At 44.1% G+C, this 13376-nt stretch carries 11 protein-coding genes and 1 pseudogene; 1 reads left to right on the top strand and 11 read right to left on the bottom strand.

The window, feature by feature from the left end:
* Positions 1 to 24: 24 nt before the first annotated feature.
* The 3 genes from AC0KH7_RS00820 to AC0KH7_RS00810 are packed head-to-tail and all read right to left on the bottom strand — an operon-like array spanning position 25 to position 5562.
* A complete protein-coding gene (locus AC0KH7_RS00820; RefSeq protein WP_472369844.1) occupies positions 25 to 3447 on the bottom strand; it encodes an SbcC/MukB-like Walker B domain-containing protein in 3423 nt (1140 codons plus the stop codon).
* Positions 3444 to 4082: a DUF4194 domain-containing protein gene (locus AC0KH7_RS00815; RefSeq protein ID WP_128384239.1), complete on the bottom strand. Its 639-nt coding sequence runs from the start codon at positions 4080 to 4082 to the stop codon at positions 3444 to 3446. The genes AC0KH7_RS00820 and AC0KH7_RS00815 overlap by 4 nt, the downstream gene beginning before the upstream one ends.
* The gene (locus tag AC0KH7_RS00810) at positions 4072 to 5562 is read right to left on the bottom strand and encodes a Wadjet anti-phage system protein JetA family protein (RefSeq protein WP_128384238.1); all 1491 of its coding nucleotides are present in this window, start codon (positions 5560 to 5562) and stop codon (positions 4072 to 4074) included. The genes AC0KH7_RS00815 and AC0KH7_RS00810 overlap by 11 nt, the downstream gene beginning before the upstream one ends.
* 81 nt (positions 5563 to 5643) lie before the next feature.
* Between AC0KH7_RS00810 and AC0KH7_RS00805 the strand changes: the two genes are divergently transcribed.
* Entirely contained in the window at positions 5644 to 6453 is an 810-nt protein-coding gene (locus tag AC0KH7_RS00805) for a BrxR family helix-turn-helix transcriptional regulator (RefSeq protein WP_128384237.1), read from the top strand.
* Between the two features lie 53 nt (positions 6454 to 6506).
* Here AC0KH7_RS00805 and AC0KH7_RS00800 read toward each other — a convergent pair whose 3' ends face one another.
* From AC0KH7_RS00800 to AC0KH7_RS00765, 8 genes and pseudogenes are all read right to left on the bottom strand, one after another.
* Complete coding sequence (locus AC0KH7_RS00800) at positions 6507 to 7712, bottom strand: hypothetical protein (protein ID WP_128384236.1); 1206 nt, start codon at positions 7710 to 7712, stop codon at positions 6507 to 6509.
* A gap of 7 nt (positions 7713 to 7719) precedes the next feature.
* A complete protein-coding gene (locus AC0KH7_RS00795) occupies positions 7720 to 8727 on the bottom strand; it encodes a nucleoid-associated protein (RefSeq protein WP_128384235.1) in 1008 nt (335 codons plus the stop codon).
* 293 nt (positions 8728 to 9020) lie between these two features.
* A complete protein-coding gene (locus AC0KH7_RS00790) occupies positions 9021 to 9197 on the bottom strand; it encodes a hypothetical protein (RefSeq protein WP_472369841.1) in 177 nt (58 codons plus the stop codon).
* A 67-nt stretch (positions 9198 to 9264) separates the two neighbouring features.
* Positions 9265 to 9387: pseudogene (locus AC0KH7_RS00785) on the bottom strand (DUF2188 domain-containing protein); the annotation flags it as partial.
* Between the two features lie 74 nt (positions 9388 to 9461).
* Positions 9462 to 9773, bottom strand: a complete 312-nt coding sequence (locus AC0KH7_RS00780; protein ID WP_128384234.1) for a hypothetical protein — start codon at positions 9771 to 9773, stop codon at positions 9462 to 9464.
* A gap of 21 nt (positions 9774 to 9794) precedes the next feature.
* Positions 9795 to 11615 (bottom strand): hypothetical protein, encoded by a 1821-nt coding sequence (locus tag AC0KH7_RS00775; RefSeq protein ID WP_472369839.1) that lies wholly within the window; start codon positions 11613 to 11615, stop codon positions 9795 to 9797.
* A gap of 333 nt (positions 11616 to 11948) precedes the next feature.
* A complete protein-coding gene (locus tag AC0KH7_RS00770; protein WP_472369837.1) occupies positions 11949 to 13058 on the bottom strand; it encodes a YifB family Mg chelatase-like AAA ATPase in 1110 nt (369 codons plus the stop codon).
* 4 nt (positions 13059 to 13062) lie between these two features.
* Positions 13063 to 13317: an accessory factor UbiK family protein gene (locus AC0KH7_RS00765; protein WP_472369835.1), complete on the bottom strand. Its 255-nt coding sequence runs from the start codon at positions 13315 to 13317 to the stop codon at positions 13063 to 13065.
* Positions 13318 to 13376 lie beyond the last annotated feature (59 nt).

Raw genomic sequence — 13376 nt, 5'->3', positions numbered from 1 at the left:
ATGCATCCCCTCCTGAGCCCAACATCATTGTCCACCATCATTGGAAAGTGCATATTCTGTTGGCTGTTCAAGTCCGAGTTGCTGATACGCACCTTTCATAATTTCAGGGTTCTCGTCAGGCATATCACTTACCATCAGCTTGTTGGCTGCCTCCTTGAACTTGGTCCGTTCCATTTGTAGATCCAAACCTTCTCGATCCAGGTCATAGATAGTCTGAGTTACAGGTGCCAGCTTAGTGCGTTCAAGCTCCGGCCCCGCCATAATGAGCTGCAAGCCAATGCTTTGTAGGAAACGTGCTGTAGCTATAGCGTTGATTGTGTCCATGCCATGAAAAGCCTCATCAAGGCAAATAAGTCCAATACCGCGTTGCTTCCCTTTGTTACTGTGGAGCCGATAAGCCTTTGCAAGAGCTGCGCCCGCAGCAACATACATAGGTGCTATATGTTCACCATTGGATCCCGCCCCTTGCCGGTTACTCATTCGATCGACTCTTTTACCATCGACTAGGATGTCTAAATCAAAAGTATAAAACTGTCGATAATCTAGAACCCCACTTGCGTTACCTGAGTCAGCCGCGGCTTCTACGAGATCGCGAAGTGTTTCATTAATCTCATCGGGATTTTCTGCAAACAAAGAAAAATTGTTGTCGTCTTGAGCAATTTGGTTGATATATCGCACCAATGCTTCATATTGTGGCACAACCTTAGCCGTAAACTTGTAACGTTCTCCGCCAGTGAATGAAGGACAAGACTCAAGTATTTTGTTTCTCTCCCGGCGCTCCAACTCCATTTCTTTGAATCTATCATGGAGAGACATGGCGATGTCCGAGCGCAGCGTTTCCTCAGACGCCTGACGGGCTAGCTCAGCTTCCTCTTCGTACCGATGCAATTCCGTATCAAAAAGCTTCATTTTCTCCTCTAGAACCCAGTCGTAACGTTCATGCCATTCCATATCTGCAACTTGAACATCTAGACGCTCGTCCTGAACATAACGGGCAAGCTCAAGAGAGGCTTTTTCCTCGGCATTCCTCAAGCGAGGAGTGTGATAGTCAAGTTTCCTATCCACCTCTTTAAGTCGCAAATCATAGCTGGTTTCGGCGCGCTCAATCTCGTCTTTCATACTGTCCAGCCACTCTTTATTGACCAAAGCGTTGGTTACAGCTTCATGTTCAGCTTGGCGTATTGCTGGGAACTGTCGTTCCTGTTGCTTTTTCCGTTCCCAACATTGCCCTATTTGCTCTTTTAATCCTGCCGCAAGTCGATCGTGCTCCGTATATTGTTTGTCATACTCTGAATGTTTCGAGACAGCAGTATTAAGAAGAGACTTCAACTCGTCTAGGTGTGAAACATCTAGACTCTTGAGTTTCTGGTTTGCCAGGTTAATCACCTCATTAGCTTCAGCAAGTTTCTCAGTGACACCTTGTCCGTCATCGTTGGCGTTGGTAAAAAGAGCTTGTTCGAGCCCTTCCACACGTTTCCTGTGCTTTTCAAACTGTTCCAGCTCTCCCTGGAGCTCCGATGCATGTCTCGTTAACAGAGATGTGTCCTGGACTTCCTTACCTATACGAAGATCACTAATAGGTACGATACGGATGGATTTGGTCAAACCTCCCTGACTCAGCATTCCGTCACGGGTAATTGCTCTTGGATGAGTTTCGAGCTCCAGTTCCGTATCGACTAAACGCATGCTTCCGAACTTCTGCCAAACGAAACGGCGCGCCGTTTCGTCATCTGTCTCAAAAACACCCAATGCGAATTCCTCACCTTTAGCGGAAGTGTCAATATTGCGGAGATGAAATGGCTGGATGATTGCCGCACCGCTTACCTGAATGCCACTCTGCCTCGCCTGGCGTAAGAGTTTGACCGCCTCACGGGTATTTCCTTCCGTGATAATCAGAGCATCACGGTCGCCACCTAAATAAGCCTCCAATGCCGGAGCCCAGCTTGGATCCGAAATACGTAGTAACGCCGACAGAGGCTTAGCCTCCATACCGGCGTGATTAAGTATATCTAGTAACCGCGCTGCACCATCATTCAACAAGCGTCCTGTTTGAGCTGCCGCTGAAATCCGACGTCGAATTGCATCACGTTCCTCGGTCAGTTCATTTTGCTTTTTTTGGATCGTAGTCAGATTAGACTGGGAAAAGATGCGAATTTGTGAAAGGTTTCCGTCGTGCTTCCAAATTGATTTGCTCAACGCGCTTCCCGGGTCTTCGCTTCCCCGAGCCTCTACCAACGCATCAACCACTGTACTCATAAGACTGCGAATAGCAGAAAAACTCGGTTCGTCGATCAATTCTCTTAACGAACTGATAAGGCGGTTGGCCCGAGATATCTCCGGATGTTGGTAGGCAGTGATTAGTTCGCGCTGGGAGCTAATCTGATCTTCAAGACGTTGCCGAAGTTGCTCTTTGTGGTCGCTCTCCAAGCGAACCTTCAGTTGGGTAATTTCATCTTGTTTGAGATCTCGCTGTTCCTTCGCATAAGCTGCAAGGCCTTCTGCAGTTTTTATCTGGAATTTGAGTGTATCAATCTGGGTTTCAATATTGTCAATCTTCTCTCCTAACCATTCGACATTGAAGACCGCCTTTATGGCTTCAAGAGTTGCGATTCGACATTCTGCCTGCTGTGCTCTATCAAAGTCAGTAATGATACCTTCAAGCTGTGAAATTCTTGCCTTTGTTCTCATGATCAGATCACGTAAAGCGATAAATTGCTCGACCTGCTTGCGAAACGTCGCAATATCAACTGGATTAGATTCAACGACGTAATCTCGGACAAATTGATCAATCGAATCGACATTCTTCAGAGTCATCGACTTCACAAAAGACGACATAAACTGTCGGGAATTGGGCATTCTTTCGCCATTCAGCGAATATAGCAACTCCTGGACATATTCACTCGACTTATCCGTAAAGATAGGAGTTCGCCCGCTCTTCCGAGCTTGCTCGCGTGCATTTTCTCGAAAGTCTGCAAATGGAATAGGGCGCTGATCACTACCATCATAAACAATACAGTCGTCAGCCTTCAGAGCTATCCCCGGAAGTACAAAAAGGCCTTTAACCTCATGCTCATCAGTTTCTGAATCAGCTTCAATGCAGATTCCAGCAGAAACCCATTCAGTCTCCATATCGTTGCCAAAGACTAAAACGATGTAGGTCCTAGCCTCGTCACGCGCCCGTCCAATCACTTCACTATCTTTCTCTGGATTGCGAAGCATACCAAGGCAGTATCCAGCTAAGCTACGCCGCTGCTTCGCTGATACTGACTGAGTATTAAACCGGATATACTGCTGATTGCCTCCAAGCATAGCGATCTGTATAGCATCAAGTGTCGACGATTTACCTGAGCCATTTGGTCCCAAGAAGGCAGTTGCTCCTTCTACCTCGATATCAACTGCTTCATGGAGATAGAATTGAACCAATGAGATGCGTTTGAGCTGTTTCATAAAGAGCTCTCCTTTTGTTGTTCTTTATCATCCAAACCATCAGGCTCATACAGAAATTCGGCATGTGATTTCAGCATGACGAGAGTTCTCTCGTTGATCAGGCTCTGAATTCCAGGAAGAATCTCTGCAAACCATGCTGCCTCTCCTAAGTTCTCAGTTCTGACCAAGCGAGCTATCCCCCACCTCTTCATCGCGTCCATCATCCCTAGCAGCTCCGATTGGGGCTTCATTGGCAATTCTCGCCCTGTTGATTCCTGGAATGCCGCTTCGAGTTCAGGCAAGCTAACTCCAGCAATGCCTGCGTGAAGTGACCCACTATTCATGTGATGGTCATAAAGTTTTCGCAATACTAAAGCTAACAAAGTGTGCATCAGAGGAATCTTGCTCACCTCGGTGACCGTTGGAACGCAAGCTGCGTATCGCTCTTGAACATTGAGATCAAGCATGCAGCCAAATAGATCCAGCGCTTCTGCAAAGACAATTTCATGTGTCGCCACCAAATCATAATCTGCTCTCTGCTTCGGGTTTGCTTGGTACAATACTTGGTCAACAATCAGGCGTTGCGCCGCTTTTTGAAAATCCCGAACAGTGTAAGCTTCGTCTTGTTCTGCAATACGTTTCCAACTAATAGGCATTGTTTGGACTCCCTTTTTTCCGGCGGCGTATCCTTACTACAGGCGCTTCTAAGTATTCGTTTTCAAAGCGTTCACCTGTGAGCTCAATCTCAATATGTTCGCTGAGTTCCTCAAATAATTTCGGGCGTAAAATACCTTGGCGTGTATTCCTTTGCGTTCGTTCAGCTATCAACCCCAGTCGAGTGAATGCTGCCAAGATGCATAGATCGTTGATGCTACCCACTTCCATAGAACTGCTTTCTAGAACCCCTCCGGGGTCTACGTGATGGTCAATGTACTGAATAATCCGCGTTTCGGAAACTTCCCGGTTGCCATTCATAATTTGGCGGACCAAACGTCGAACTCTTTCCTCTGGTGATAACTGACGTTTCTGGATGACTGCTCCTTTGCGTTTTTTCGGCTTCTTGGTCGGCATCTTCAATGCTCCCTCACTCAAGAGCCTTCCTTGCGACCAGCCTATCGGTAAAGATAAAGGTTCGTCGTTAGGCCAAGAATCAGCAGCCCGCACAACTGCTTTTATGACCTGATCGGTCTTAATATCGAAATTACCCTGAGAACGTACTTTATACTGGAGATAGCCAAGGGCTTGGTCATTTGCGCGGGTTACTGCATCTTTCAGACGTGCGAGCAATCGGTCGACTTCGCGCAATGCCAATACGCGAGAAGTATCACTTTCAATCCATGCATCCGCTTCCTCGTTAGAGCGGCAACGTAGGTTTTTGCGATACCATCGACGCAATTGCTCCCGACTTTCTGGTTCTTCGGTAATTCGGGAAGCGAGATCAACGATATCCCAGCGTGATGCGAGTGGATGATTACGGGAAAAGAGGTCTGAATAATCTCCGATATAGAGACTAGAGATGTAATCTCCAAAGAATTTCTCTAGGAATAGGTTTGCTGATTCCTGGGTACGCAAATATTCGCTGGCCTCGCGAACCCGCATGCGAGTGGTGTTCAACATTTGAAGAAGCGCAGAGCATTCTTTGGCAGCAACTTGAAATACAGCAGCGTTCTTTTCAGGGTCTGCCTTTACCTGCAGCAAGTTATTCCGGACCGATTGCACACGCCCACCAATAAACTCGGGTCCTTGCTCAGCAAATGTTTTGAGCAACTCAAAGAGGCTTTGGACAGTTGGGCGCATAATCACAAATTGTGTAAAACCAACTCGATCAATGGTAAGCCAACCACTATCCAGAAAGCTTGAAAGAGCATCATGTGCGCGTACGTTTACAGGAGCCCCTCGTTGCTCAAAATTAGTTTCATGCTCATCATCCCATCGAACTAAAAATCGCTCAATCGAAGCCACCACGCGTTTTTGTGACCAGCCTTCACCTTCCGGTGGGTCAGCCTCAGGGGCAAAAAAATCGTTATACAGGTGATTTAGAAGCGACCAATTGCGACGCGCGTGCTCATGAGCCCCAAGCGGTCTGAAAATGTGCTCCGGTAAACGATCAAACAAGTTGTCCGGTTCTTCAGGCATTGTTCACCTAATCCATCTAGACTATTAGTTAACATTAATGTTAAATTAACACTTATGTTAATAGAAATCCAGTAGAGAGTTATGACATTGGGCAACCGAACGCGACTGCAGTTTGAGTTCATAGAGATGTTACTAGCATACGAAGGCGAGATAACTAATCAACGCCTTAGAGAAAAGTTTGGCGTAACCAGCGTGCAGGCCTCACGGGTATTGGCTTCCTATCGGGATGCATTCCCGTACAATACGAAAACGCTAAAAGGGCAGGGCCGTGGGCGCTATGTTCCCACGGCTCGATTCAAGCCTGAAATCGCCGATCTTACTATCGAAGCCTATTTTCGGTCGGTGAAGGACCAAGTAACTCATGTCAAAGTTGAGGACACCCAGAGAGACTTTACCAACGTTGATCCCGCCTTATTTCGAGTAATTCATTCAGCTATGGATCAGTGTTCAGCTACCAGAATTTTCTACAGGTCTATGAATAATCCAGAGGGCATTGAACGCGTCGTCCATCCCAAGGCTTTTGTCTTCGCTGGGAGAAGATGGCATGTAAGGGGGTTCGATGAACTCACCGAACAGCACCGCGATTTCAATCTTGCTCGAATATCGCATGCGGGGTCAGCTTCTAAGGGTGTAGACACCCCTACTGATGTCGAATGGGAAGAAAAGGTCCAACTTGAGTTTCGACCACATCCATCATTGACCGAGGGACAAGAAAAACTGATTCGAGATGAGTTGTTCAAAGGCACCGTTGGGAGGCGTATTACAACTCGGCGTGCCTTAATAAGATATGTCTTGAGAGACTTAGAAGCTGCGGAAAACCCTGAAACTCAACACCCACCAGAGTTTCAAATTTATCTATTCCGAACAAAATCACTGCGAAAGGAGCAGTGAGTGAGAGCTGTATGCCCAATATGTTGCGATCCAAATCCATAATCTATTATGGATTATTCACAAGGATCAAATAACCTAGTAAACCAAACTATGAAAGAATCCAAACTTATATCTTGGCTCTGAATCGTAAACATAATAATTACAGTGACAAGAATAAACCAGATTGATTTCATTACAATTTTAAGCAATTTTTTTTGTTTGATATATCGACACTCAAGGTCATTAAAAACCTTATCAAGCTGATTCGAAAGTGAATCATCATACTTCTTTTTAAACTGCTCTCTGGTGTGTTGCAGTTCGGTATGCAAATACTCAAGGATGGAGCGTTGATTGGAAACTAACATCCGCATGAAGCCAAAAAATATCAGTCCGGCAATTAATACTGCAACATTCTTAAGGGATAATCCTGTTTTTTGAAGTTGGCTCGCTATAAGAATTACCGCAACAGGTATTGTTAATAATTGATTTTGTATATTTGATAAGGTATCGCTAAACTTACTGACGAATTCAATCTTTTTTTCATGCAACTCATCCATGACGCTTTCTACAGAGAACTCGGATACATAAACCTTATAATTTTCAAGATAGCGGTCATAAATCTGATCAAACTGGTTTATAAGTTTTTTAAAACGGCCTTTCTTTTGCGTTCGTGATAATTGATCCAATAACACTTTTTTGAAAATTGCTTTTCTCTGCTCTAGATGCAATTTATCCGAAAGGTGATTTTTAAATTCATCTACCTCGCTTAGCTCTGTTAAATCTTCAACATCGTATTCAATAGTGATTTCTAACTTTTCACCCTGAAGAAAAATGAGTGAGTTAGTGCTAGTATGGTCAGCAATACTCTTAAGCACATCAATTAAATCAATTAACGCCAAATAATTTTTGACTTGTTGATCACCACATTGATCTACTTCATCAGGAAAAAACAAACCTTTATCTTGTAAATACCAACAACTGGGCTGCTTTTCTTGTGAAAAGTCTTTAGCCAATAAATCATTAATATTTTGAGCAAAAAAGCAGTCCTGTCTTTTAGGCAGTTGAATAGATATTTCTGGGCAACGACTTAGTGAACCAAATGAATAACGATCCGAATTAATAGCAATGAGCGCCTGGATTTTCTTATCATTTTCGGGCGAATTTGAAACCTCACCTTCTACATAATCGTTTTCATATTCTGGGTTTTGCATACAAGCGATAACATCAAGAATCGCCTTGATTTCATCTTTACAAGTTACCTGTATGCTTGACTCAGACATAATTTATTTAGTTGGCTTCAGTGAGTTCTTTGATTTTTTCTGGGGAGAGTTTAACACGAATAAATTCCTCGCCCTCAGTATGAGTTACAGACTTACCTAAATCGCTTGCATTAAATGACAAGGCAATTGTTCCATCTCTTATGGTACGTCTCTTCAAACCTCTGTAGGCACTTTTGTTAGGTTTAAAGCCGTCAGATAATTCAATTTCTTGAGCATACATGTAAGAGGTAAACCTATCAGGAGTTTCCGGATCTAGTCTAGTTGCTAGGTCATGGACTTTAAAAACGCCATTCGATTTATAAATTTCTTCCATATAGTTATGCGTAATTTCCAATATCTCAAGCTTGCGCTCTTCACTTAGGGGACCAAACTTTGCATAAGCCTTACATGCGCTCACGACTTCTTGAGTGAGTTGATTTTCCTCTTCGAATTCATCACACCCAATAAACTCTCTAAAATAGCGACTAAAGCTTCTGTCTGCATTTTGTCGTTTTTTCGCAAATGAAAGATAACGACCTTCATTTCCTAAGTGCCACTTAGTGGTATCAATACGAGCCATTTCATGCAAATGTTCTAAATCAATATGCGGCTGATTATCCAAATCCAGATTATCATCAAAGATAAACCCGTCTTTGTCTTTAAGTGATACAACTAAAACAATTTTGCTTTGGCGGTGTTCGTATTCAATAAATAAGATATATCCACCAGTCGCTAGGCCCTCACCATCAATTCTGGACTTTAATAAATCCATAGCAGAGAAGGTAAACGCAATAAAATCAGTGTCAACTTCCTCACTCTGAAAATCTGACAGTAATTTGCTAAATGGATAGCTGACATTATCACTGTAAAACTTGCCATAACCTCGCCCGGTTTTTTCATTATACAAAGTGATAATGTAGCCAACTAACTGCTCGAGGTTTTCGTTTACCTCGAGCGGCGTTTGGCGAGGAAGAACATTTGACTCTTGATGAAGCTCTTTTTGTAACTTATGAACAATCGCGTGATTTATTTGCATACTCAACCCTAATTTATTACTAATTCGCACCAATCAACCTTAGCTCCACCGTCATTACCTTACAGCAAAACCATTCAAAATAAGACTTTCTCCCAAGTCTCAAACCATCAAACCGATACATCCATAAGGATGCGAAAATATTTTCCCCTGTCAATATTTTGTAATTGAATTATTTTGGCACCCCGAATCAGCTGAGCAATGTGCCGTTTAGCTTTTCTTGCCAACTCTTTTTCTTTCTAACATTTACCTCGAAGTTCTGGTGTATCAATACCTTTAACCCGAATAGGAATCCTTTACCCAATAATCGCCAGCCAATCATTGATATTGACTCGAAAAGTATCACCGTCATAAATGCTAGTTACCTCATCTACAACAACAGCGCCGAAATTCCGATTATCGGCAACAGATATACCAAATACTCCCAAGCTCAAAACAACCAAAGCAAAGAAATACCTAAATAATCCAAACATATCAACTCCTTTCTTTCCAGCAACCAATGACTTCTATGGAACTTCGACACAATAGAAATTCCATATTTTAAAGTTTGAAGGCAACACTTTTCCCATGCCTGTTATGAATCAGCAATTCGGTTTCCTGATTTTGGCTGCTTTCTCTAGCATGAAACTCCGCTTCCTTTTTGGTATCAAAATGCGCAGAAAACCTCTCCGAGCCAGACTAGCGAATGTCCCTCTTTATTGGGTGCCACATGTGTGCTTTTTCGTTTGCTTGAATTATTAATCTACACGCCTATCAAATAAATCAATCAGAAGATCAAGCATTTCCGAATTCTCATAATAAACTCCCTTGGAAGCATAGTAATCACCCGTAGTTGTTTCCAATATCTGACAATTAACCTTAAAGTACCCATTCTGATAATCCGAGATAAGAGTAAACCCTTTATAAATATCCCGACCGTCCGCGACACAACGCTCGGTAGCGACTAGAGCCATATCACCGCCAAATAGGATTTTTTCTTTAGGTGACTCAGCATCCGTAACACCACTGGTTGCAATCAAAGCTGCGATAGCAATCTCTTTAGCCGGCATCAAACCACCCTCTAATCATTTTTAAGCATCCTCATCGTCTTTAAACACCCCATCAATAGCACGATGCAACCGATCCACAAAGCTATCATTATCGCTTTCGGTATGCTTCATACTAGTCACAACAAAGTCCTCCAGGATCCCATCTTTAATCTTAGAACCTGAAGAATCTGCTATTTCAAACATCAACGACCTGGCACCGCCGAAATAATCAAGACCCTCATATTGATCTGCTCTAAAAAGAAACAACGAAAAGCTGACCTCTCCTTTACCTTCAATCTCCAACAAGTAAACCGTTTGGCCACTTTGGTTCGAGATAGCCAAAAACAAGGCTCTCCGGCTTCTTTCTCCAACCATATTCCAATCATATCGAGCATTTTTACCTGCCGGCCGCTCAAAACTGTAAAGCCCAAAAGGTAAGGTATCATCGACACAATTGACCGGTAACGCCTCAGCAAACCAACTACTCTCCCTTTCAAGAACAGTTGCCACTGCATTTGATACCGTGACCAACCTTTCGGAGATAGGGATCGGTTCAGAATCTATCGCTCTATTATTCCAAGGCTGAAGATCGTTATCTTTTCGGTAGTCGCCAGGCAAAGTACTTCCATCATCTGAATTGGATTCTTTTTCTTGCTGATAATAGCGTTGCTTTTCCTTTTCAGATACCTTTTCGACCTTTTCAACCTGAACATCTTTTAGGTGGCTGAACCGCCGCATCATGAACTTCAACTCTTCAGGAGCAATACCATCGGTCGGCCTTTCGCCCTCGGTATAGTTTGGTGGCCTAGGATCACTATCTTCATCACGTTTTCTTCTTGGTTTTGATGGCTTCGGATCTTCATCCTCATTAACCTCTCCACTGGATTGATAAGAATCAACCGATTCAATTCTGATTTTCTTGAAGGGTAGTGGGTGATCGCAATCCTCGATAGTTCTGACCATATATTCTGTGAATTCCGTTTCACCATCTTTTCGTGGTAGCCACTGCCCCAGAACTTCAAGATTGGTTGCTCCGGAGAATGGAAGACTTGTTCTTGGGCAGACTTCTGGGATTATGTCGCCATCCTTAGTCTTAAAATTTGTTTTTGCATGTACCAGAGAAGCGTAGATATAGCTCATTGCATTCATTGCGACTTCATCAGCCAGACCGCGGGCAATCATGAAAGCATCCGAATCGAAACAATTCCTTTTTAACCAAATATAAACGCTTTCGTTAGCTTCATCGAACTCATATTTAAAGAAAAGTCTAGTGGCTTCACCAGAGTTATTAAAGCTTTTCAGCGCACCATTAAACAACTCTCTCGTGAAATAGGTTGAACCCGAAAAATAATAACGGATGATTTCAGTTGTAGGGATCAAAACAGTGATCGTCTTGTCCTTGACTTTTGAATTGGGAAATTTCAGAAACTGGACATTTTTTCTACCATAGAGGAAGGGCATTTTAGTTCCAAGTTTACTTTCACTATAAGAAGAAACCATGCTTGCTTCAGATTGATTAATGCAGACATTGGTTAATTCAGTCGACTCCCACATTGAGGCGCCATTTCTCCAGACGGTGCCAGGTTTTAAAAAAATCAGATTAGTTACATCAACATCAATGGCCAGGTTGGCTGTTTTGTCGATGTAGCAAGACTTGAAAATGTCTTTAGCTGGAATGGATCTTATTTTGTCGAGCGACTGATATTCACTGGAATAACAAGAGAAATTAACAATGACTGACTGGAAGGGCATCGTAGGGTCGTAAGCTTTTTCGAATGAAACACCCCTAATAATATCAAGCCGATAAAACTTGTCAGGTTGACACTGTTCTGCAAAATTTTTAAGAGTAAAAGCCCCCGCCACTCAAACTTTCTCCTTTACCTAAAACACCCTTATCAACAGGCAAAAAGCGTTTCGCAAGCAAAACGCTTGCGCCAATACAAGTAAATTGCTTGCGTTCAATACAAGTAAACTGCTTGTATTCAGAAATTTCATGGCAGGAGATTATTTTGAAACAACTTTATAGACAGTCCTTTACCTAAAAGTTTAATAACATCCATTAATACATAAAAATACAGTTAAGAATCAAAAGAGAATATTTGAAGTTTGTTACTTTTACTGCCTTGAAAGAAACTTCATTATCATTTAATTTTGTAGATTCTCATTTAATTTTGTAATTATCAAATAATTTTGTAGTTAACAACAGCGTCCCAAAGCATCGTCTGGGAAAAATCCGGATGGCGTTGGATTCATGGCGCACACCAGTTGCACTCTGGCCGGATAGGTCACTTGTTGGTTCACGCGAGCAATTTCCACGCGACCGGTTTCCAACGGCTCCCGCAAAGCTTCCAGCACGGCTCGATTAAACTCCGGCAATTCATCCAAAAACAAAATCGAACGATGCGCCAACGACACCGCACCCGGCTTAGGGTTGGAGCCCGAACCACCGCCTACCATGGCGGCGGCCGTCGCGGTGTGATGCGGTTGAACCAGTTGCCGCTGCCGAAAACGATCCACTTCCACCGTTTTACCGGCGACCGAATGCACGGACGCCACCTCGATCGCATGTTCCAAAGGCAAATCCGGCAACAGCGTTACCAACCGCGAGGCCAGCATGCTTTTGCCCGACCCCGGCGGCCCAACCATTAACAAAGAATGTCCCCCGCTTGCACAAATTTCCAACAAACGCTTGGCCTGCTGTTGTCCGCGAATATCGGCCATGTCTTCCAGGTAAGAAGCGGAAGTAAAGTCAACGGTTTCCGGTGCCTGTAATTCGGCACGATTGTCCGCCAGGTAATGGCACACCGACAATAGGTTCTCCGCACCCAATACCCGCACCCCTTCCACCAGACTCGCTTCGGCTAAATTCGCCATGGGCACCACGACCGTACGCCCGGCCTGAGCCGCTTGCATCACGGCCGGTAAAACACCGGGAACCGGGCGCAAAGCACCGTTTAAGCCCAGCTCGCCAAACCACTCCAGTGTTGATAAGTCTCGGACAGGTGCAAGCTGACCTGTCGCCACCAAAATACCCAAGGCGATCGGCAAGTCATAACGCCCACCCTGCTTAGGAATATCGGCTGGTGCTAGGTTAATGGTCATCCGCTTCGGCGGCAATTGAAACCCGGCCCCCATCACCGCACTGCGTACCCGGTCTTTACTTTCCTTAACCGATGCTTCCGGCAATCCGACAATCGACAAGCTCGGCAACCCGTTAGTGGCATGCACTTCAATTTGCACCTCCGGCGCTTGTACGCCGGACAAACCACGAGATAACAGCGTTGCGTATTGGCCCGTCACTGTCATGTGCTTAGGAATCCACCGACTGCTTAGCTTCCAATTCGGCCACCTGTTTTTCCAACGCCTCTAATTTGGCACGGGTTTTGGCCAACACGCCCGCTTGAATATCAAACTCCTGACGTGATACCAAGTCCATCTTTTCTAGGGTACTGGCCAGCGTCTGTTTCAAATTCTGTTTGGCATTTTCCGGCAATTCGCCCAGGCCTGGCGGCAAAATATCGCTGATGTTTTCCACCAGCGACTCAATGTGTTTCGGATTAATCATGGGGTCTCCTCGGCATTTTGCCCGCAAATATGTAAAAATTACTATACTCCATCCGCTCT

Source organism: Hydrogenovibrio sp., assembly GCF_965140365.1.
GTDB lineage: Bacteria > Pseudomonadota > Gammaproteobacteria > Thiomicrospirales > Thiomicrospiraceae > Hydrogenovibrio.
This window is presented reverse-complemented; position numbering and strand designations above follow the sequence as displayed.

Coding starts and splice junctions, on each gene's coding strand:
- AC0KH7_RS00795 (WP_128384235.1), bottom strand. CDS start 8,727: ATGCAAATAAATCACGCGATTGTTCATAAGTTACAAAAAGAGCTTCAT.
- AC0KH7_RS00815 (WP_128384239.1), bottom strand. CDS start 4,082: ATGCCTATTAGTTGGAAACGTATTGCAGAACAAGACGAAGCTTACACT.
- AC0KH7_RS00800 (WP_128384236.1), bottom strand. CDS start 7,712: ATGTCTGAGTCAAGCATACAGGTAACTTGTAAAGATGAAATCAAGGCG.
- AC0KH7_RS00820 (WP_472369844.1), bottom strand. CDS start 3,447: ATGAAACAGCTCAAACGCATCTCATTGGTTCAATTCTATCTCCATGAA.
- AC0KH7_RS00770 (WP_472369837.1), bottom strand. CDS start 13,058: ATGACAGTGACGGGCCAATACGCAACGCTGTTATCTCGTGGTTTGTCC.
- AC0KH7_RS00790 (WP_472369841.1), bottom strand. CDS start 9,197: ATGTTTGGATTATTTAGGTATTTCTTTGCTTTGGTTGTTTTGAGCTTG.
- AC0KH7_RS00765 (WP_472369835.1), bottom strand. CDS start 13,317: ATGATTAATCCGAAACACATTGAGTCGCTGGTGGAAAACATCAGCGAT.
- AC0KH7_RS00780 (WP_128384234.1), bottom strand. CDS start 9,773: ATGCCGGCTAAAGAGATTGCTATCGCAGCTTTGATTGCAACCAGTGGT.
- AC0KH7_RS00805 (WP_128384237.1), top strand. CDS start 5,644: ATGACATTGGGCAACCGAACGCGACTGCAGTTTGAGTTCATAGAGATG.
- AC0KH7_RS00810 (WP_128384238.1), bottom strand. CDS start 5,562: ATGCCTGAAGAACCGGACAACTTGTTTGATCGTTTACCGGAGCACATT.